17 protein-coding genes and 1 pseudogene are annotated in these 20652 nt (G+C 42.0%); 5 read left to right on the forward strand and 13 right to left on the reverse strand.

Features of this window, described 5'->3' with window-relative positions:
• Positions 1-36: 36 nt before the first annotated feature.
• The 4 genes from OC538_RS07995 to OC538_RS08010 form a co-directional block, all read right to left on the reverse strand.
• Complete coding sequence (locus OC538_RS07995; protein WP_262174208.1) at positions 37-1482, reverse strand: carbon starvation protein A; 1446 nt, start codon at positions 1480-1482, stop codon at positions 37-39.
• Between the two features lie 373 nt (positions 1483-1855).
• The gene (locus tag OC538_RS08000) at positions 1856-3106 is read right to left on the reverse strand and encodes a S1C family serine protease (protein WP_262174209.1); all 1251 of its coding nucleotides are present in this window, start codon (positions 3104-3106) and stop codon (positions 1856-1858) included.
• Between the two features lie 703 nt (positions 3107-3809).
• Positions 3810-4226 (reverse strand): hypothetical protein, encoded by a 417-nt coding sequence (locus OC538_RS08005; RefSeq protein WP_262174211.1) that lies wholly within the window; start codon positions 4224-4226, stop codon positions 3810-3812.
• Between the two features lie 45 nt (positions 4227-4271).
• Positions 4272-4784 (reverse strand): hypothetical protein, encoded by a 513-nt coding sequence (locus OC538_RS08010; protein WP_262174214.1) that lies wholly within the window; start codon positions 4782-4784, stop codon positions 4272-4274.
• Between the two features lie 499 nt (positions 4785-5283).
• On the opposite strand from OC538_RS08010, the gene OC538_RS08015 reads away from it, so the two are divergent.
• On the forward strand, positions 5284-5715 hold the full coding sequence (locus OC538_RS08015; protein ID WP_262174215.1) for a hypothetical protein: 432 nt from the start codon (positions 5284-5286) through the stop codon (positions 5713-5715).
• A gap of 209 nt (positions 5716-5924) precedes the next feature.
• On the opposite strand, the gene OC538_RS08020 is transcribed toward OC538_RS08015, so the two are convergent.
• On the reverse strand, positions 5925-6476 hold the full coding sequence (locus OC538_RS08020) for a competence protein ComK (RefSeq protein WP_262174217.1): 552 nt from the start codon (positions 6474-6476) through the stop codon (positions 5925-5927).
• Positions 6477-6911: 435 nt separating this feature from the next.
• On the reverse strand, positions 6912-7421 hold the full coding sequence (locus OC538_RS08025; protein ID WP_262174220.1) for a sigma-70 family RNA polymerase sigma factor: 510 nt from the start codon (positions 7419-7421) through the stop codon (positions 6912-6914).
• Between the two features lie 311 nt (positions 7422-7732).
• On the opposite strand from OC538_RS08025, the gene OC538_RS08030 reads away from it, so the two are divergent.
• The gene (locus OC538_RS08030) at positions 7733-8533 is read left to right on the forward strand and encodes a hypothetical protein (RefSeq protein ID WP_262174222.1); all 801 of its coding nucleotides are present in this window, start codon (positions 7733-7735) and stop codon (positions 8531-8533) included.
• Positions 8534-8833: 300 nt separating this feature from the next.
• Positions 8834-9187, forward strand: coding sequence for a hypothetical protein (locus OC538_RS08035; RefSeq protein ID WP_262174224.1), 354 nt, complete (start codon positions 8834-8836; stop codon positions 9185-9187).
• A 547-nt stretch (positions 9188-9734) separates the two neighbouring features.
• Here OC538_RS08035 and OC538_RS08040 read toward each other — a convergent pair.
• From OC538_RS08040 to OC538_RS08065, 6 genes are all read right to left on the reverse strand, one after another.
• A complete protein-coding gene (locus OC538_RS08040) occupies positions 9735-10154 on the reverse strand; it encodes an SMI1/KNR4 family protein (RefSeq protein ID WP_262174225.1) in 420 nt (139 codons plus the stop codon).
• Positions 10151-10795 (reverse strand): HNH/ENDO VII family nuclease, encoded by a 645-nt coding sequence (locus OC538_RS08045; protein WP_262174226.1) that lies wholly within the window; start codon positions 10793-10795, stop codon positions 10151-10153. Before OC538_RS08045 ends, OC538_RS08040 begins: the two co-directional genes overlap by 4 nt.
• Positions 10792-14025 (reverse strand): ATP-binding protein, encoded by a 3234-nt coding sequence (locus OC538_RS08050; RefSeq protein ID WP_262174229.1) that lies wholly within the window; start codon positions 14023-14025, stop codon positions 10792-10794. The genes OC538_RS08045 and OC538_RS08050 overlap by 4 nt, the downstream gene beginning before the upstream one ends.
• Before the next feature lie 83 nt (positions 14026-14108).
• A complete protein-coding gene (locus tag OC538_RS08055; protein ID WP_262174232.1) occupies positions 14109-14591 on the reverse strand; it encodes a hypothetical protein in 483 nt (160 codons plus the stop codon).
• A gap of 18 nt (positions 14592-14609) precedes the next feature.
• On the reverse strand, positions 14610-16880 hold the full coding sequence (locus tag OC538_RS08060; protein WP_262174233.1) for a dynamin family protein: 2271 nt from the start codon (positions 16878-16880) through the stop codon (positions 14610-14612).
• Entirely contained in the window at positions 16877-18364 is a 1488-nt protein-coding gene (locus OC538_RS08065; protein WP_262174235.1) for a dynamin family protein, read from the reverse strand. Before OC538_RS08065 ends, OC538_RS08060 begins: the two co-directional genes overlap by 4 nt.
• A 234-nt stretch (positions 18365-18598) precedes the next feature.
• Between OC538_RS08065 and OC538_RS08070 the strand changes: the two are divergent.
• Positions 18599-18786 (forward strand): annotated as a pseudogene (locus OC538_RS08070) (IS21 family transposase); the annotation flags it as partial.
• 224 nt (positions 18787-19010) lie between these two features.
• On the opposite strand, the gene OC538_RS08075 reads toward OC538_RS08070, so the two are convergent.
• Positions 19011-19511 carry a hypothetical protein gene (locus OC538_RS08075; RefSeq protein WP_262174237.1) on the reverse strand — a complete coding sequence of 167 codons (501 nt, stop codon included), beginning with the start codon at positions 19509-19511 and terminating at the stop codon, positions 19011-19013.
• A 359-nt stretch (positions 19512-19870) separates the two neighbouring features.
• On the opposite strand from OC538_RS08075, the gene OC538_RS08080 reads away from it, so the two are divergent.
• Complete coding sequence (locus tag OC538_RS08080) at positions 19871-20491, forward strand: hypothetical protein (RefSeq protein WP_262174240.1); 621 nt, start codon at positions 19871-19873, stop codon at positions 20489-20491.
• Positions 20492-20652: the final 161 nt, after the last annotated feature.

A 20652-nucleotide genomic window follows, 5' to 3' on the forward strand; every position in this document is an offset into this window, starting at 1 on the left:
GCATGTTTGTTTCAAACAGCGCATGCCTGATTCTTACTATCCCACTTTAACATCCAAATCCTTATAGCCGCCAACCGTTTTATGTTTAATAAGACGCATAACAAACCATGCAAGTACTGCCAACCAAATAACCGCTCCTAGCGCCAGGGAAATACCGTAGTCCAAGTTAAAGCCTTCCGGTGCATAGAAGAAATACGTACTGACCACCGCTGTCATGAATATTGCCGGAATACTGCAGATCCAATGGAACTTGTTGTTTTCCACGAGGTACATAGATGCGGTCCATAACATAACCGCAGCAACGATTTGATTAGATCCACCGACATAGCGCCAGAGGAAGCTATAATCAATCGTAGTTAGATATAGCGTTATTCCTGCTACTGGTATGATAAGAAAGGCTAATTTCCCTTTCCCATTAAAGTCTTTCTTCGTCAGGTCAGTTAATAATTCAGCAAGCATCATTCTGGAGGAACGTAATGCTGTATCACCGGTCGTTATTGGCAGAATAACAATACCTAAAATGGCAATGAATCCGCCGAAAACACCTAGCGTTGATAAGCTAATTTCATTCACGATTCCAGCTGGACCACCAGCTGCAAGTGCTGTTTGCAACGCACCCGTACTGCCAAAAAAGGTCATCCCTGCTGCTGCCCAGATCATTGCAATAATCCCTTCGCCGATCATTGCCCCATAGAAAACTTTCCTTCCTTCACTTTCCTTTTTTAATGTTCGAGCTAAAATTGGACTTTGTGTACTGTGAAATCCAGAAATCGCTCCGCACGATATTGTTACCATTAACAATGGCCATATAGGCATGTCTCCAGGGTGTAAATTACTGAATGTTAAATTGGGGATGGAATGATCAAAAAAGAACAATCCAATACCGATCGATACAGCCATGAAAATTAAGATAGCTCCAAAAATAGGATACACTCTTCCGATGATCTTATTAATCGGTAGAACCGCCGCAAGTATAAAATAAATGAAAATAATGACTAACCACGTCGTAAAGTTAATCGGTGTTATTTCTGTAAGTAGCTGGGCAGGTGCTGAAGTAAATGCCGCCGCCACCAAAACCATTAACACGATTGAAACGATTGTGATAATGAATTTCATTTTACCACCTAAGTATTTTCCGACAAGCGTTGGAAATTGTACTCCATTATGTCTAAGCGACAACATACCCGAAAAGTAATCATGTACCGCCCCAGCAAAGATACTACCGATAACAATCCATACAAATGCTACTGGACCATAAAGCGCGCCCATTATTGCACCAAAGATCGGGCCGGTCCCAGCGATATTCAGAAGCTGAATCAAACTCGCTTTCCACCAGCTCATCGGCATATAATCAAGACCATCGTTGCTTGTATAAGCAGGCGTCGGATTCTTGTCATCGATGCCAAAAATTCGTTCAACCACCTTCCCGTAAACGATATAACCAACAATCAATAATAAAATGGATGCTATAAAAGTAATCATCGCTGAACCCTCCCTTTTCTGAATTTTAGATACAATGATATAACGAATAGAATCAACAAGCAATAACTTTATTCGATATTTTTCGACAAATCTATACAAACTTGCATTTATTGAATTGGTGCCTTTTAAATTCTATCTCCTCAAAAGTATCCCTATGCAAGACGCTGCTCTATAAACAATCAAAACGCCAATACATACCCGAACAGATCCTGTCACAATGGAGTAACGACTACTTAGGCGAATCAGCACTGTCAAAGACAACCACCTATCTTCACGACACTTCGTGGAATAGGTGGTAGGTTTTGGATTTCAAGATCTAAAAAGTAAAAACACGCCCAGCAATCTAGCAAGCAATCGTTGGGCGTGTTTATTTTCACCTATTATTCACATCTTTAATCCGGTAAGTACCATTAGTGTGAATAACCACTTCATAGTTCTTCTCTTTCACATAATACTTCTCGTTCCCCGCTTTATTGCGGAAGTTTAATGTTTCGTAGGTGGAAACAAGTGCATAATCGTCATAGATGGTTACTCCCGTCACGACATTTTCAATAAAGTCGAAGTGCATGCCTTCACCGGAAATCTCAGCAAAGTAATTCACGAATTCTTCATGTGCACTGCCGCCTGGCAATAAATAATGCTCGATCTGGTAGAAGTCCTCGTTAGACAAGGCATCCTCATAAACCGCCCGGAATTCCAGAATGAAATCCTGCAGCCATTCTTCGTAGAAGTAGACGTCCCCCTCGTAACCCTCAACTTCGTCTTCGCTCGCATCGTAATTATAGGAATCCTCATTGTAGAAATTTGAAGACCCATTGTCATCGTACACGCCAAACACGGATGCCACCTGTCGATCACTCATCGGACTTTTTATCCAGTCATCAAATAAATATGTCATCGTGTACAGAGGAATAGAGAATCCAATCCGTCTGTTTTTTTCCAGCAGGAGTGAATTGATACCAATCACTTTTCCAGTCTTTGCGTCAATCAAAGGACCGCCGCTGCTGCCAGTTTCGACCTGGACATCGATCTGATAAGCTTTTTCATAAATGAAATCATCCCGAATGTCTCTGCCTGTACCTGTCAAATAACCGACAGAAGCTGAGTTTTCCAATCCGTTCGGGCTGCCTAAAGCGATAACTTCAGTACCGACCTTCGTTTCATTCACTTCTGTCTTAAGCGGATTGATATCTTTATACGCATCAGACTGGATGAGTGCGATATCATATGTATCAGAGATCCCGATCACTTTCCCTGGGGCTTCCCTGCCGACCGAATTCCTCACTTTCACATCAGTATAGCCCAATACGACATGAGCGTTCGTGACAATGTAACCACCCTTGGCATACAGAAAACCTGAACCGAAACCATCTGTCGTCACTATGGTAAATACCCTCGGCAATGTTTCCTCGATAAGTTCTGTTTTCTCTTTTTCGACCGGCTTATTTTTAGGACGTTCCGCAACTTGCCGTTCAATAATACGGACCGGCTGTTCCACAGGAGCGTCTTTTTCATTTGCATCCGCAAGTGTCGATGTTTTCAGTGCTTCCTGTTTACTGATTTGAATGAACGCATATCCGACACCGCCAAGCACACAGATACAGACAAAAATGACTAGCAGCATCCACCCTGTATGGCTCTTTTTTTGTATCGGTTTACCGCAACTCCCGCAAAAATTGACACCCTTAGCGTTTTTAAACCCACAATCTGAACAAAACATGGAAACACCTTCTCCCTTAAATCTTTATAGCTTATATCGGTCTAATTAATCAGTTCTAAAGTCTTTCAATCAGCCATTGTATGGGATATTTCAAGGCCTTTGCCTTCAATGCTAAATGTGCTTTGCTGGCTGTTTTAATTACGTTACGAACAGGCTTTTATACGAGTGCAGTTTCCGATTTACGAGCGCGAATGGAAATTTACGAGCGCAGTTTCCGATTTACGAGCGCGAGCGGGAATTTACGAGCGCAGTTTCCGATTTACGAGCGCGAGCGGGAATATACGAGCGCAGTTTCCGATTTACGAGCGCGAACGGGAATATACGAGCGTAGTTTCCGATTTACGAGCGCGAACGGGAATATACGAGCGTAGTTTCCGATTTACGAGCGCGAGGGGAGATATCCGAGCGGCGAGGCATGACATGCTGCACAGTTGGCATATATCAGAGAGTAAGGACGTCACTTGCAACTGTACAACGCGTCATCCGTAATCTCAATAAACTGAGGATCACAAAAGGATTCACTATTTCCATACTGTCATCGTTGAGCTTAGGCTAATATTTACACCATGCGAGGATATAAGTTGAAGCTTGGTTTTAGGATGAACAGTTAATAGAAGGACAACCGGAATGTTGAACAGTTTGTTCCGGACGCCAACGCACGAGGGATAATTCGTAAGCTTTTTTCCCAATTTTTATACGCTTCTATCTCTTCATCTGTGGTGATTTCAGGTGACTTATTCATATCCTGAGATTCAGTGGTGTTGTCGAGTTCTGTAGATTCTTGGAGTAGTGGATCTTCTGTCTGTTCTGTGAGGTCTGTTGAGTCTTGGAGGTTGGTGTCATCTGTTAGTTCAGTGGGGTCTGTTACGTCAATAGTTTCCAAAATAGCTTCCAATTCCTCCATGATTTGTGCCTCGATTGCTGTATTATCGACTGCAGCAAAGGTAGCATTTGCTGGCAATGAAGTAATAACCAGCAGTGAGACGAGGAATAGGCTTAAAATTTGTTTCCGAATTCTTTTCATCCATAATTCAACCTCGACTTTCCTACATCATTTTCTATTAATCTACTAAAGTACAAGACTTAACAAAAAGTTGAGAAAAAAGCTTAATTGAAGAATGATGAATACTAGGATCACGAGGAAAAATATTAATTTTATCAGCGAACCTGAAACAAGTGACTTGATCGCTTTATATCCTTCCGTTTCCCTTGTTACAACAGCAAAATCATCATATCCCCGATGTTTAATCACTCCGCATTTGATTGTAGAGCCAACTGCGGTTTTTTTAAATGTACTTGGATTTACAACAAGAGTGTCATTATATTTCCCACCCTTTTCCGAAACGAATAAGCTATACGCTCCATTATATTGGCGATGCAACTTTACGTTGGCCTTTTTCGTAACGACAAAATCAAAAGTTCCAACGTAATACAAGTTGTGTGGGTTTAAGGTCTTCCATATCCGTAAAAATGATTGTTTCATATACTTGTTCAAAGTTGGTGAATTCCTTTCTTTTGATGTCTTAGATGTACTTTCCCCAAGTGGCGTAAAATCTTTACGATCCAGTGTATTAGTGCCCATCCCCCCTAATGAACCGTTTTACGCAATAAAGTAATTTGATGCTTGTACTTCACCTCCTGTTGAATAAAGTTACCGTACTTCCTCACCAATAATGCAGTCGGCCCAGTATGAATAACCTGGTACCCTACTATTTTTCATGGTAAGGGTAGGGATATTCGGGGGGTATCTATGACAAAAATCCCCATAATAGACTATATTCTTTATTTGTTTGGAAATACCTTCCCACTTTTTCCGAAATTTCAAAAACACTGTATTACAATCCTAGATAGATAAATTGCCCCTACTAGTAGTGATACTATTTAAGATAACTATCGTGATTTTAAATGACTAACAGGGAGGGAAATAACAATTGAAGAAGCTATGGGGAAATCAAACGAGACTGTCAGACGTGCCATTCTTAAACTGAATTTGCTTTGCAGACCACATTCTTTGCGTTCCAACCCTCACAATGCCTCCTATGGTAAAATAGCTGAAAAGCAAACTGAGGGAGAGTATACAAATGAAAATCAATTTCACGAAAAAGCAATTCAAAACGCTGTTGGACCTTGCCTATTTAGGGGAATGGACTGCAAATTCAATCCGTCCCGACGACGAACGGTTTGCCGACTACGATGAGCTGTTCCAATACATTTGCTTGCATGCGAAAGACATGGGATACGATGACCTCGTCCCCTATGACCGCGAGTTAAACGCCTATTATCCCTCAAAAGAGTATGAAGAACAGCTGCATCCAATCATCGATGACAATGATGACTACGTATTCTGGGAGAAACTGTCCGGTAACCTAGCCAAGAGAGATCTTGATCAAGAAGGGGGAACATTTGACACGCTGGATGACCGTTTCCTCAGATTGCTTGAAATCGAAGAGCGATACGAAAAGGAATTCGAAGAGAACGGCTTGGCAAATTTAGTGATTAAAGAAGACAATTAAGTAGGACATCTAATAAAAGAAGCACTGCAGTAGAAGGAAAGAGCCGAACAACGTACAGAGCGGCTCTTTCCTTCTATTTCAAATCAATTTACCTTCCATCCACAACTTCAAGCTAATGACTTCCCCCTTATCACACTTCCCCCATAGCTATATTCCCTGAGATAATGCTGGTCATCCTGCTCCGAAATAAGAGTTCACACCGCATCTATTTAAGAATGCCTATTCACCTTATAAGCATCGACCTTCAATTCTTGCACCATTCGATAGTTCAAACTCGTATCAAATGTGAGATAGCCCAGATTCTGTCCTTCCATCCGGACTTTCAATAACGTTGCGTGCGTCAATCTGCTTTCAAAGGAAGACTTGCTTATATCCGCCGTCAACACAAGCTCACCAGTCATATACACCGCTGTTTTTTTCTTTTCGATCGCCTTATGATGAACGATATGATGTAGGAAGAACCACTTGCAAGTTGGGCTTGATGGTGACTCGCTAGGAAACAAGTACAATCCTTCCGCCCCACCGATGACTAACGGCGGCATGTCAATGTCGCCCAAAATCCATTTTGAACCTTCTTTCGCCCCGTTATAGCTGGAACCGTAATTTTTGAATACTTTATCTATCAGCTTGATGGGTTCAATATCGACCCGATAAATCCCTTTGGTGGTGTAGATGTCTGTTACGAGTTCCCCCATCTCATTGAACGCGCTAACATAAGCAATCGTGTTTCGATTCATGAAAACTGAGTAATTTTTTCTCATCTTTGACTCCCCCTTGTTATTTAACGTTTACGGTTTAACGTAAGAAGGAGTATACTAACGATAGGTTGGTTTACTCCAACACGGTTCCTCAGGTGTATGTCTTGCCGGACTTGTCTCACCTGGGGATTTCCATGGAATAATTGGATCACACTTCACTCACCTCCTCAAATGCACTCAAACCATCTCGCAAACAGCATGATTGTAAGCGATACCATCCAGTGTATATGGAGTTCCCCTAGTCTTTTTCTCCCTATTCCAGACATAGTTAAATACTCCCTATTCACACCATATTTAGTATATAATGAAATTTATTAATAGTCTACAAATTATGGGATTTTTGTTGATTTCTAGCGAAAATCGTCGTTTTCTATCAAAAAACGTCATAGAAAAGCGAACTACGACATAACCCCGTAGTCCACTTCTCTCCACACTTCGTTATTGACCCGCCGCTTTCATCATCTCCTTTAGCTTCCTCATCATCCTTTCCCTTCTCTTCTTTACGCCCGCAACTGAAATTCCCGCTCGTTCTGCGCACTCTGCCAAGCTGCATTGTTCGACAAAAGACCATTGGATAAACGCTTTTTCGCGAGGGTCCAATTGTTCAATCGCGTCATGGAGCAAATGATACACCCCCTTTTCCTCCGCCCCTAGATAATCAATGATAACCTCATTGATTGCCGGCATGAAGCGTTCTTCGAAACGTGCCTCATGTTTCAACTCGTCCAGCATCGCACCTCGGATACTCCGGTATGCAAATGGCGTGAAATCCCCCTTCTCAGTATCAAACCGTTTCCAAGCTTGCCATAACGCGATTCTTCCAACTTGCCTGTACTGTTCATGGTCGCGGTAAATATTCAACTTTCGAATCGAGTGTGAAATCATCGGTTCATATTGCGCTAAGACATCTTCAAATTCCTGCATGGAGAACTCTTTCTGATCATGCATGATTCCTTTTATTCCCGGGTGATTTCATCGTACCGACCCATTGAATTGTTCACCGAACGAGAAAATTCATTCTCCCCGGCCATTCTTCAACTTTCAAGGCAAAAACCATCATTTTCCTCAATGAACGCATTAAAACTGCAGAAATTGCCTTATTTTCGATTCTTAATAAACGACGAATATAAACAACCATCCATTCTCACGACTGTTTCGCGGGATGGATGGTTGATTATTGTTTTCGTAAATTTATTTTTTTCACGCAGTATCCCTTTTGACCTCTCCCATCTATATAGAGGGTAAAGGGGGAACTAAAAATGACACACTATCTTAAAGAATACTCACGCTTCGCCTCAATCACGGAAATGGACGCAGCTGCCGAACAGCATCTTCTACTTCGCTGGGACAAATTGACGAAATCAGATCGCCAAGTGCTCGACGTAATCCGCCGCTATTCGGTGAAATACGGGGCAGCACATTTGAAGCATGGAACGATTGAAGATGCTACTGGAAAATCAAACGTAACCGTCCGACGTGCCATCAGGAAACTCGTCAGTCTTGAAATCATCGAAAAAGCACACTACATCCGCCCAGTAATGAGCGGCTTAGGTGCCAACATCTACATTATTTTGCCGTTCGATGACCAGGGGAAAATGAACGACCGGGCTGATGACGATAAACCGCATGACAACAAGGAAAACGAGCTGATTTCAGAAGACGAAGCTCTTCTTTCTAAATCTTTACTAAGATTTAAAGATCTTAACTACACGTCTCCTCCGGAATCGCAAAAGTTATCCACAAGTCTATTCAGTCGAATGAAACAACTGCTTGCGGGAACAATTGGTGACACTAAAATAGCCCGTGAATTCTTCGGAATTCATCGGGCTATCTCTGGACGCATGTTGAAATATGATATCTATAAAGACGACAGGCACATCTTCGAAGACCTTGCCTATCGTGCGCTCATGATCACTGTGATGGCGACGAAAAAGAAGTCGATCCGCAATTTGCCTGGGTATTATAAAGGTGTGTTGGACAAGTTGGTCGAGGAGACGTATTTCAAGGATATATTTATGCTGTTCGATAAGCCGGTTGAGGGGTTTTATTGTCATGAATGAATTATTGGGGAGCTTGCTTAGTTATTATTTGTATCGGTAAAATGTACGGATTGTTACAATGCGAGCGGCTTTTGTTGTGTTGCAAACTGTTATCGTTTCGTAGCGATGGAGGTACATTGTATTGCAAGTGATCTTTGTTTCGTTGTGATTGAATTACCTTGTGTTGCAGGCTGTTTTCGTTTTATTGCGAAGGCCATTCATTGCATTGCAAGCAAAAGATAGCTCATTTTTAAAAAGATTCCTCCACGAGTATCCTTTTTGACCTCTCCCATCTATATAAAGGATAAAGGGGAATCACCAATGACACTTAATCTAAAAGAGTACACACGATTCGACAATAACAATGACATGTACGCAGCTGTGAGAAAGCAGATCACACTACACGCCGCCGAACTGACAAAATCAGATCATCAAGTATTGGATGCAATTTTACACCATTCAGCAATGCACGGTGCGGCCCAGTTGACATACCCGGAAATGCAGGAAGTCACGGGGAAATCAATCGCGACAGTGCAACGAGCCATCCGGAAACTCGTTAAACTGCGGATCATCGAAAAACTTCACTATTTCCATCCCGGAATTGGTGGACTTGGGGCTAATATTTACATCATTTTACCTTCTGATGATTCAGGTGAAAAACCGCAAAGCGCCTAGGTATTGGTTAGCAATTAAAAACAAGCTGTCATGGGAGTCTATCCTCCTTGACAGTTACAACCTCCTATTTCTCTTTGCTCCCTCTATTTAATTCCTTAGGCAACTATATTTTAGTTATTTCATTTATGATTACAGCCAACGGTTAAATGATGGCTATATCGCAGAGTTCATTATTGAGTATTTTAAACTTGGCATTTGGGTACCAGGCACCAACACAATTGAAAACTCTAACATATAGTTCCGGATTGAAGGGTAACAGCATTTGGGGCATTAACGGCATATAAATTCATATTCGTTCGGAAAAAGGGTGGCGAAATTTTTATTTTCTTTTTTCACAACAAGCTGCTGAATGGGTAGCAAACAGCCAACAAAAAATTTTGTATAATTATATGGGTTAAAGGCCTTTTCCATCTAGATCGGGACTTACACTGAAGATGCTTCAATCTGAAAAAGCCATTAGAACAGCACGCGTTCTAATGGCTGGTTTGGTTTATTCACTACCTCACAACAAATATGAGGAGTTAAAATCAAATGTCATGCGAGTTGCTTAATCAATTTCATTAAACCGGTTAATGACATACTCGTCAAACGTTAATTTAAGGGGCTTCATCTTCTTTTCATTCATTGGAAGGTATTCATGCACTTGATCCTGTTCATCACATAAAATGTAGTTGCCTCCACCTAGGTTTTCGATAACAACGAATCCTTCCAAGTCACCGAAATTTTCACGGGCTTTCTGAGTGTTTATGATCAAATCGGAAGACATTTTTTGTCTTTCATTAATGCCATGCAATTCGATGAATTGATAGATCAAAAACCCGTATGTGGTCAAATATGAATTCAGTTGCTTGCCAAATGTGAAAGTGAGCAATTCCTCTGCCTCGCGAATTGTATCTATGTTCGGCTTCACTGGGCTAGTCAAAATATCTGCCGAATGACTTTGTACAAACTGATCGATTCTACTCATACTCCTACCTCCTCGGTTGCACGGCTTTTCCAGTGGTTGGGCCGCTCAACATTATTGTATTGGTTTTTCAGTGACGTATCATTTCTCCAGCTTTCTGTTTCTTTTGTATGCAACGTCTTATATTCTTTCCCGTGCTCACTATCAGCAGTCAGCTCTGCAAAAGGCGAGTCTGCTTCTTGTCCAATATGATGCAACTCGATTTTTTCACCAGTTTTCGCGTCTATTGGCGAAAGTCCTTTTTCCATCAATTCACGGTTTGTTAATCCAGTCTTTTGATCGACGTAATCCATGTCGATATCCCGGATGAGACAAGGCCGGCCGTTAATGGTCGTCTCTTTCAAACCTGCATCACTGTATACCTCATACTCTTCCCAACTACTAATATGGGCAATCACTTCATCCGAATAACCACTCTCTTCCTTAATCCGCAACTTCTGCCCATCCGTCAACGCATTTTTCATTCCCTCAACGTCTTGGACATCTTTTACAGCGTATTCCTTCATAATCGGCAGATTGGCATCGTCGTAACTTGTGATTGTCTCAGGTGCCATGCCTTTCGCGAATGTAGGGACGTCAGAACTTCCTTTTAAAACTTCCTGATTCGGAATTTCGATAACTTCCTTCGCCAGCATCTCTATCATAACCAAAACGCCTTCTTTCTACTATCCTCCACCCAATTAAAATAGAACTCTTTGAATCCCGGCTTTTCAATTGAATGGTAATATAAGATACTTTGCGTCAGTACGCGTTCAAGTTCCGGTTGTTCAATCTCTACAAATCTTCTAACCGCTTGACCCATTTTCTCATTATACAATTCAAAGTTCTTCGCTTCCTTCGCATAACCGATGAACTTTTCTCCGTCGATAAGCTTCCAAATTACAGATGAAAGCTCATGGAATTCTTCCTGCTCCCAGTACTTCATCTTTTTCGTTGTCTGGAACCGATCAAGCTCCGCAAGCAATTCCTGTTTTAAACGCCTATCCATTGGAATGGTGGAAAGCCAACTCTTCAGCCCTTCAGTTTCTGCAAGCAATTCATCGACTTGATCCTCTACAGAAATCCGCCCTAGTAAAAGGATCCGCATTAGTGAACCCATGTTTTTCTTCCGTTCATTCAACAGCATCGATTCATTGTACTCATGGATATACCCTTGCAATTTTTCATGTTTTTCAATTTCGCATAATACAGGCTGCAGCCAATTGTTTTGATAAATGACAGCTACGCCTGTTTTCAATTTCGGAATTTCATTGATTTGGTCTTCATTCAAACTGGCGGAAGCACCGACCTCTTCGCGATCAGAGCCGTCCGGGAGCCTTAAAATGATCTTCGTGTTTGTATTGCGGATTGCAGAGAAGTCCAATAGGTTCGGCGATTGATCGGCGATAATGAAACCTTCACCATACGTCCTCATTTCTGCAATCGCATTCGTAATCATCTCAACCGATTTCCCTTGAAGATTTGCCCCTTCCTGCGACTGTTGGCTCGATGTACGGCGTAAAAGATGATGCGCCTCTTCCAATACGGTAATATGTTTCAGCTTCTGATTCATGCCGAGTGATTCGGACATTCGATGTTCCTGCAGCCGCATGAATAAAATCCCCATAAGCAGCGACTTCGTTTCAGTGGAGCCAATGCGGCTAAGGTCGATCAGACAGTTTTCATCGAATAAAACATCGTTCGGCGTTTCCTCATCAGCGAATAGTTTTCCGACCAACCCGTTCGTCAAAGATTTCACCCGCGTAACGAGTGCGCCGATATAATTGCTTTTCAGCTCTTCGGAATAAGCAGACTCATTAATAACTTCAGGAAGGATTTTTAGCAAATCATGCAATGTCGGGAAGATCGGCTGCAAATCGAAATGCATCGAGCTGTCCAAATCCCAACCGACAGATTCATACGTACGCTCAATAGCATCTTTCAACACAGCGGGCATCGCCGCATACATCGGCCAACACGCATTGAAAATCTCGACTAAGCGGTCGATATGTTCCAACACATGGATTTCATCCGGAAATCTGAATGGGTTAATTGTAAATAAAGGCGCAAATTTAGGGTTTGTGCCGAAGACATGGACATCCCGACGCCCGCCGAAGATTTGCTTGTACTCCCCTTTTGCCGGCTCGATGACGAGGAACTTGACACCTTTGCGATTCACTTCGTCTAGAATTTTATAAACAGCGTTCGATTTACCTGTTCCCGTGGATCCTGTGATAAACGTATGCATTGCTAAACTGTTCAAATCTAACTGGACAGGCGTTTTTTCCGGCCTTCCCATATGAAAGACTTGTCCGATCGGAATCCGATCGCCCCTCGAATCATTCATATCATACGTCATCACATTCCGTCCGAATTCTGCAGTTTCAATGACAGGAATGCCACTAATTGACTTTTGCGGCAGGCCGAACTGGATGGCCAATTCTTTTCCGTTCACTAATGAACCCGGGGATACGAATGGCAGTCCAGACTCATTTGTTTTGTATTCAATCAACGGATGGTGCAACTTTTTCAAATAGTTGCCGACTTCGAGTAAATTCCTCTTGTTTTGGTGGTCCCATGTATTGATGAATGAATGCTCGACTGATGAATTTTCCCCACGCATGATCGCTTTATAAGTGCTTGCCGCCACACGTGATGTTTGAGGGTTTTCCGAAAGGAAGTACGTCGCGCAATTCCACATTCCGAAGTCTTCGGAGCTTTTTAGGCGAATAAGTTGTTCGTCGATTTTCTCCAACAGATTCGTTACGGATTTATTTTCAAATTTCATCTGTAAATTTCTTGACTGCCCAGTCGTCCAAGCCTCGGATTCATTCTCTGTCGTCGATGTTGATTCCGAATTCCCTTTCGTCGAAGATGTGCCCGTTGTAGTTGAACTGTTCGTTGAAGCCGCCTCGCTGTTGCTTTCGCCTTTTGTTTTATTCCCAATTAAGCCTCCGACAGTTCCGCCGACGACAGCTACGCCAATAGCCGCAATCGGGTTCACAGTCATCAATGCCATGCCGGCAACCGCCGCACCTGTCGTAAGTCCCATACCCGGGCTCCGGGAAGTCGAGGAGTTCGTGCCTGTCGTTACCGTGTCAGATTGACCTTGCGTGTAATTTTGGGTATCAGTCAAACTTTCATTAACAGTATGTGTGAATCCTTTCGTGATACCTTCTGTGACTGTCTGACTATCATTCGCGCCGAAGCTCAATTCGGATGTTTGGAAAGGGACTAGCTGCGAATATAATTTTTCATAGCCTCGGCGTATGGTAGAAATCTGCTGGAAGCTGACCGAATCAGCGACAAATACAGCGGAAAACTTTTCACCTTTCATGGCGTCAATCAGTTTCTCAATCCCTTGGACGAACTTTGATTTATCCTCCACTTTCAAGGAAGGAATCCCTGAAACCGATGAGATCACTTTTTCAGTAGATGACAAATCGGATGTAAAGACCCGTTCAATGACGTTCTCAATTTCCGAATTCCGCAAACTTCTTATGTCACTGCCAGGAAAATTCCCGGCAAAGCTCTTTTCGAGCGCCTCCTTCGCCGGGTTGGCAAGCTGATCAGCCGCGCTAGTCCTTATGCCGACATAGAGATCCGTATGATCCCCATCGCTATCGATCAAAAAGATGAGCGAGCTATCGATATTGCCGATTGTGTTGAAAACCGTAACCAATTTATCGAGATTGCTTTCGTTTTTATCGTAGACGAGTTTATTCACTTTAAACAAACGTACATTGTTTTGCGTATTGAACGCCTGGATTTCTTTGGGCAACGTCGCAACATTGCATTCAGCTAACTCACTTAAATAATTCTTCTCCACAAATTCATTCGACAGTACATATGCGCGTTGGAGCTCTTCCTGCTTTCGTGTATCAAGTTCATGCATCGGAAAACTCCCCCCTTCCTATTCTTTAGTCATCTGTGATAAATACATCAGATGTTCCGCCATCTCTCGGTTTTCAAGACGGTTCACTTTTCGTTTATCAAATAGACGATCAGTGTCGCCACTGCCAGCAAGCCGATTCCGCCGATTAGAATCGGCGCATACTTTCCCAAGTCGTTTGCCGGTTTCGTATTCGTTGCCGGTCTTGCAAAGGTCGCCGCTGTTTCAGCCATCGGTCTTTGAATTTCGACTCGAGCTTTGCCATGTACTTTTTTACCGACTTCAAGCGTATGATTGAAACGGTCCTTTGAAAAATTCATCATTAATTGAGCTTGAAGAAGGCCATAGTAATCCTCATCCCATTCCGCCATCTCTTTGAACGGACGTCCGTCATGGTCTTGCCAAAGATCCGTGATTCCGCTTTGTTCAACGTACCGGACTGCGGGTTGGATTTCCCTTCTCCCGTCAGCCGGATCGCTCACCATATAAGAGGAAACGGCACTTCGGATATGGCGAAGATTGTGGTTGTCGATTGCTTTTTGCAAATGTGTATTTGGTTTGAATTCCATATATAAAAACCTCCAAGATTATATTTCCAGTACGTTTTCCAAACGTTTTACAAGATCATCCAGCCACCTTTTCTTTTCTTCGTTTCGCTGGATTTGTTCCGCCAAGGACTTCTCGTTTTTCGCTAGGTCCTTTATTTCATTAACTTTCTCGCCCAATTTCTCATTCAAAAGATCTAATTCAATTATGAAGCTATCACGCAACATCTTTTTTTGTTCTTCCAAATGATCCAATGCACTGTCGATATTGTCTTCTAACGACTGCTTAACAGGAGTGATAAATTCATCCCTCAGTTTCACGCCATCAACGAATTCAACTGTCTTATATTCCGTGACGGTAACGTACTTAGGCTGCGTGATATATGTCCACGGCTTATACAATTTCCGTTTTGGATTTTTAACTTCTTTTTCGCCAGCCTCTACCTCTTCCGAGTACGTATATTGATTGACCAATTCATCGGCATCGGGCATGGATGCAGTCAAAAGTTTCACTTGATTGAATTTCATCGAATCCATTCCCGTTTGATCGACGATTTCCGCCACGTAAGACTTGTACTCATCTATTAATTTCTTCGCACTGTTTGTCATATAATCCTTCGTTATTTTTTCCAAATCCGTAAGTACATCACTTTGGAGTGCTTCGACTTTCTTCTCGCTTCTTTCGATTTTATTTTGTGCTTGACGAAGTGTTATTTTGGATTCATTGAACTCCCCGGAAACGGAAACGAGTTCCTTTTGTATTTTGCTTTGAACTCGTAAAACATCATCCGTAACATCAAGATCTAACTCCTGAATCTTCGCTTTTAAAGTAAATGCTTTATTGCCATCCTCAAGTATCTTTTCGATACGTACCATCTGCTCATGCATGTTTTGGCGCTCTTCATTATTGCGTTCCAGCTCTTCCATCAGCTTTTGAGTCATCTGCTGATCTTCAATAATCTTTTGGAATGTCTCAATGGCATTCGAGATTTTGGATGTCAATGCGTATTTCTCCAAATACTCATTGATGGCTGCTTCAATCGATGGCACTCCTGTATGATAAAGTGCCTCACCGTATAGATCATCAGAATCATTCGCATTTTTAATCGCTATTCGGATTTGTTTTTTTGCCGCTCGACTAATCGGACTATATTGGCTTAAATGCATTTTAGGTTCATCAATGAACAGAATGGAACCGCCCAAGGCCATTTTCTGCCTAGCCGTCAATTTCTCCCCGTTTTGATGCATCCTGATCACTTTCGCCAATTCTGCCGAAATCGGGAAAATATTTGGATTATGGATGCCGTGCTTCGCCAAATATTCCTTAACGTTTTCGAGGATTCTTCCTACGTCCTCATCCTTGTCAGGGTCGAATTGATCGACTTTATTCACCGCAAAGATGAACCGGTCCTTCGACTGCTTCCCACCGACTCGCATTTGTTCCGCGACAGCAGCTAGTAGCGTATTATCGTCATCCGTGCTTAGGTTTGTACCGTTCAGGACGTACAGCACCATTGGTTTGGAGTCTTTTTTAATAACGCGGTATGTATGATCCCTATGCGCTGAATTCATCGAGTTGTTCGGCCCTGGCGTATCGACAAGAACCAAGTTCATATCGTACGACTGGATACCTGGGATATTTCCCGCAATTTTAATCGTCGACACATTCTCGTTTTCATTGAACTGCCCCATATCCTCAGCTGTAATTGGTATCTCACTGATGATTTCATAACCGGCACGATCATAGCAAGCCGCTATAAATCCTTCGCGTTCCTTTTCGTTCTTAATTTGCGCGATTACCGCGGTGCATGCCTCGTTTTTCGAAGGCATCAATTCCTTACCAAGCAACGCATTGATCAACGTCGACTTTCCAGAGCTCATCGTCGCGATTACACCGATTTCAAATTCGGAGTTGATCGCATTTTCGAAATCCTTCTGGATTTTCTCATTTCGCAATGATTCAAATGGACCTGTTTGCATATGTTGAACGATTTTCGCAAGTTCCGAGATTTTATCGTCCGTCTCTTTCGCATGGATATGCTCCAGTTGGATTTTCGTACCCTGACTTTCATTGTAGAACTTGCAAACTTCCTCCAAGTCATCAAAATCAGGGGTTGTACCGTGGAACACGAGCGTAAACGTAACCTCGTTAAGGATTTCATCGACCAGAATAGGGATGATCTGTTCAACCCAAACTTGGAATCGTTCATTTTTGAACCGGCTTAACGACCCGGTTCCCGTCAGATCTACATCGTTGTAAATAATATTCGTTTCTACAGTAAATGGATTATAGTTGATGTGAATCGTCGTCATACGCTAATGCTCTCCTTTACGTCATTTTGTCGGGGAATGCCGGTCAACTGTCTTAAACAGTGAATAACCGAGTAAAGACCACAATTCTCCAACGCCACTTTGACGTTTTCTCTATCTATAACAGCTTCAATCATTGGCGCTTCGATAAATTCCACAGTGGAACGCTTCGCCAATGAAGACGTTTCATCCTGATAAAGTTCCAAATAATTCTCCATATCCAATCTTTCTTTTCTTGTGAAATCTTCCTCATGCAAAGCCTTTTGCAGCAAGAGCGATGCCCTCGATGAATACGGAATGATTCTAGGATCTTTTATTCCTAGTGAGGTTAAATAAGTTGTCGCATTTTCGATGACGCCATCGATCGACTCTTCCATCTCCATATCGATTTCATCCATCCGGTTAATAATGAACGTAATCTCCTTCGACCAATTCACTTTCGGCACATGCTTCAATACTTGAAGGAGCAATTCCCGATCATCGTCAGTCGCCATGTTCGCCGCATTCAACAAGTAAAAAATATGGCTGTTTTCTTTGGCAGCTAATAACTCCAATGTTACAGCCGAATGCTGCCGATCCATGGAGTTATTTGGTCCAGGTGTGTCTACGATCGTCAAATTCGATTGAAGTGGCAAAATCGTCGAAAACTGACCCTCCAAATAAATCCGCATTTCCTTATCATCTTCATTCCACTTCGACAGCCGTTCTCGGTCCACGAAACTATCAAACTTACTCGGTTCACTAGTCTTGTATCCAACATAAAATGGCAAGCCGACTCGGTTCGTCAAAGAGATTACCTTTGCCGTACAAGCCTCGTTCTTGCTCGGGAGCAGATCTTTACCGATAATACTGTTAATGAACGTCGATTTTCCCGCACTCATCGTTGCAACGACGAGTACTTCAGGGCCTGTGTCATCGTGTGCTGTAGCCTGTTTATTGAGCTCTTCAGAGAAATATGTCAGGCTCTCCAGTTCCTTATGCCCCATCAGTAAATGATTAGCATTGCGTATTTCCCCCTGATTCAACTGTTGGACGTATGAAAGGAGGCCGCTAAACGCTTCTTCCTTGATGTTCAAGTAGACTCTGATCTCTTGAAAAAACTTCGTGCCTTGGACAGAATCATGCAAAAGCAAAATATGTGCTATGAAAATATATTTATAGTTACGCTTATACAATTTCCATCGAGTAAATGAATAATAGTTTTTACGAATTGCCTTTAATTTATCGGTGACGTCACCAATCGTATTCGTTGCCTCGTCATTCGCTACTTTCACATAATCTTCGTCCGTAATACCGAAGTGATGTTGATAAACTTTCATCGTTGCGTTTAAAAACGGTGAAAATTCCCGATCCGGTTCAAGGACAGCATACAAGAGCGTAAAATAATAGTATTTCGTTATGTAATCTTCGGTGCACATCGGATGGTTTTCACTAAACAACGTGCACCTTTTGTAGTGGAATTGCTCTTTTTCTTCCAGTTGAGACATATAAACTTTTCTCCTAACTAAGTAATCTGCTTGGTACCCTCAATTTTAAGTATGTTTGATTTCTCCCCTTCGGAATAGCTATATTTTAGGAAAGGAGAGGTATTTAAGTCCCATACAACCATTATATATTACCTAGCTGTTGTCTTCCACATTTCTATCGTGTCATATACAATGTTGGTGTGTTCTTTTATATTTCGGCTTACATTTCACCTGCACTTGGCGGTTTTACGAAATCGCTTTGATAACCTTGCACCAACAGTGAAAAAGGTCCTGCCGAATGGGGAACGGAAATTGACTGAGGAATTTGAGCGTTTTTCGCAGCCCATAACGGGGTTCGTTATGAATTCTGTAATCCGGACAGCGGGAATGAGAAGCGGCATGTTGAATCCATGGTCAAGTACATACAATCCAATGCACTACTAGGCCTTTCAACATACGTATCATCGATTATTCAAATTAACATTAGTCCCTATTAATGTTTCCCGACAGCAAAATCCTACCGACAAGCAACTTCTCTGCAACACCCTCCCCTCAGCACCTCCTCTTCATTTTTTCAACAAAATAAAAAAGACCACTCAAATAAGTGATCAATCAATGCTTTTATGCTTTTCATGCTTCTAGGAGCATTTCTGAATTAAACCCTCTATCATCCTAACCTATACACTTCATGTTCAAGATAATCCAGTTTACTCGTCCATCGTAATCCAGATACTTCGGGCAGTAAGTCACGGTAGGAACCCCAATTCAAAATATGGATATCTTGCAAAGCATGATGCGGGATATTTGTTAGGTTTTTGGAATTATAGGCCGGCTTATGCACGTAAATTAACAATTTTTCCGCTAAATCAATTTCAATTGACCAATCAATCTCCTCCGGCGTTTGTTCTCCGACTAGACGCCCGGCATAAATCAAAAGCCTATTGGAGTCGTTCGTATTCCACCAATTCTCCTGTGAAATCCTTTTACCAATCGTCTGCAAATCGGCTTTACCGATATACAGCAATACATTACTCCCATACACGGGATGCTTTCCATAGACTTGATAGATTCCATAGTCCATTTCCTCATTCATCAGATCAGTAATATTTTCTAACGTATAAGGGCCTGTCCACTCAATATGGATCAGCTTCATCTGTTGATGCTCCAAACCCAATCCCCCTCTAAAAAAGAATGTCCTGTACGGACGCCTATCCCTCTACAATCGATATTCGACAGAACGAGAAGGAACTCCTGCTTGCTACACAGTTTGTTCCAACTGTCATTTACCAGATACGTAGGCAAGTCGAGAGGGATCTACATTTGTAGTAACTTCTATATCAGGTTACTAAACAGTATCCGCCAACTGAGTAGCAAGGAAGTGTTCTAATATCTATTCTCCTCTATTAAACTGGGTGGATTAAAGTGATATCCTGCTGATCATGCAGCAAATTGATTTTAGGTAAATTCCAATTCGGGTAGGTATTTTGCTTCCCTATATCGAATGTGTCAATAGGAGGAGGTGATATTATGATTACACAAGCTAAAGTCGATATAGGACTAACTCAGTTCATTGATTTCACCGTTAAGGGTAGTAGCGCTAAAATGAACATGGTCCGCAAAATTAAATATCAGGATGATTATCATCCGGCACTTGATTATTGGAAACAACTCCGTGATGGGATAATCAAATACCACAGTGAACATCATAAACCAGAGTTTCTTGATACCTTGATTCAAAGCGTAGACGAAAAGAAAAAAGAAAATTATACATTTGCAATCAGACAGTATCGAAAATTTCTAAAAAATAAGGACGTTTCATGGTTTAACCCTGGTAAAGCAAGATGGATAAGTGATGAATTGGCGGTTCGTTCCTCTCCAGAACTAGGGTTAATGATTGATGGCGAACCCCATCTAATTAAACTTTATTTTAAAGGAAAAAAAGAAAAAGTAGATAAACGAACAACTCAGACGGTGTTGGCTCTTCTAAATTCATCTTTTTATGAAGAGAAACATAGTGAAGCAGTCCATCACTCTGTCTTAAACATTCAAAAGAACAACTTCATCACAGACAACAACTGCAATGACGATCAATTGATTGCACTAGAATCAGAGGCAGCTCAGTTTATCTATATTTGGAACAAGGTGTAATTAGAGTAGGGTGCCAGATGCTGAAATCACTCAACTAGAACTTGGCACCCTCATTTTTCTGCCAATCCACCATCCATCTAAACCAAATATACCAGTCGTTGAACTATGCGATTGAGAATGGTGCTAACAACGGTACCAGGTTCTGAAACAATTCCGAATTC

The sequence above is a fragment of the Saccharococcus sp. Marseille-Q5394 genome (genome assembly GCF_946901335.1).
GTDB classification, from domain to species: Bacteria; Bacillota; Bacilli; order Bacillales_A; family Planococcaceae; genus Sporosarcina; species Sporosarcina luteola_C.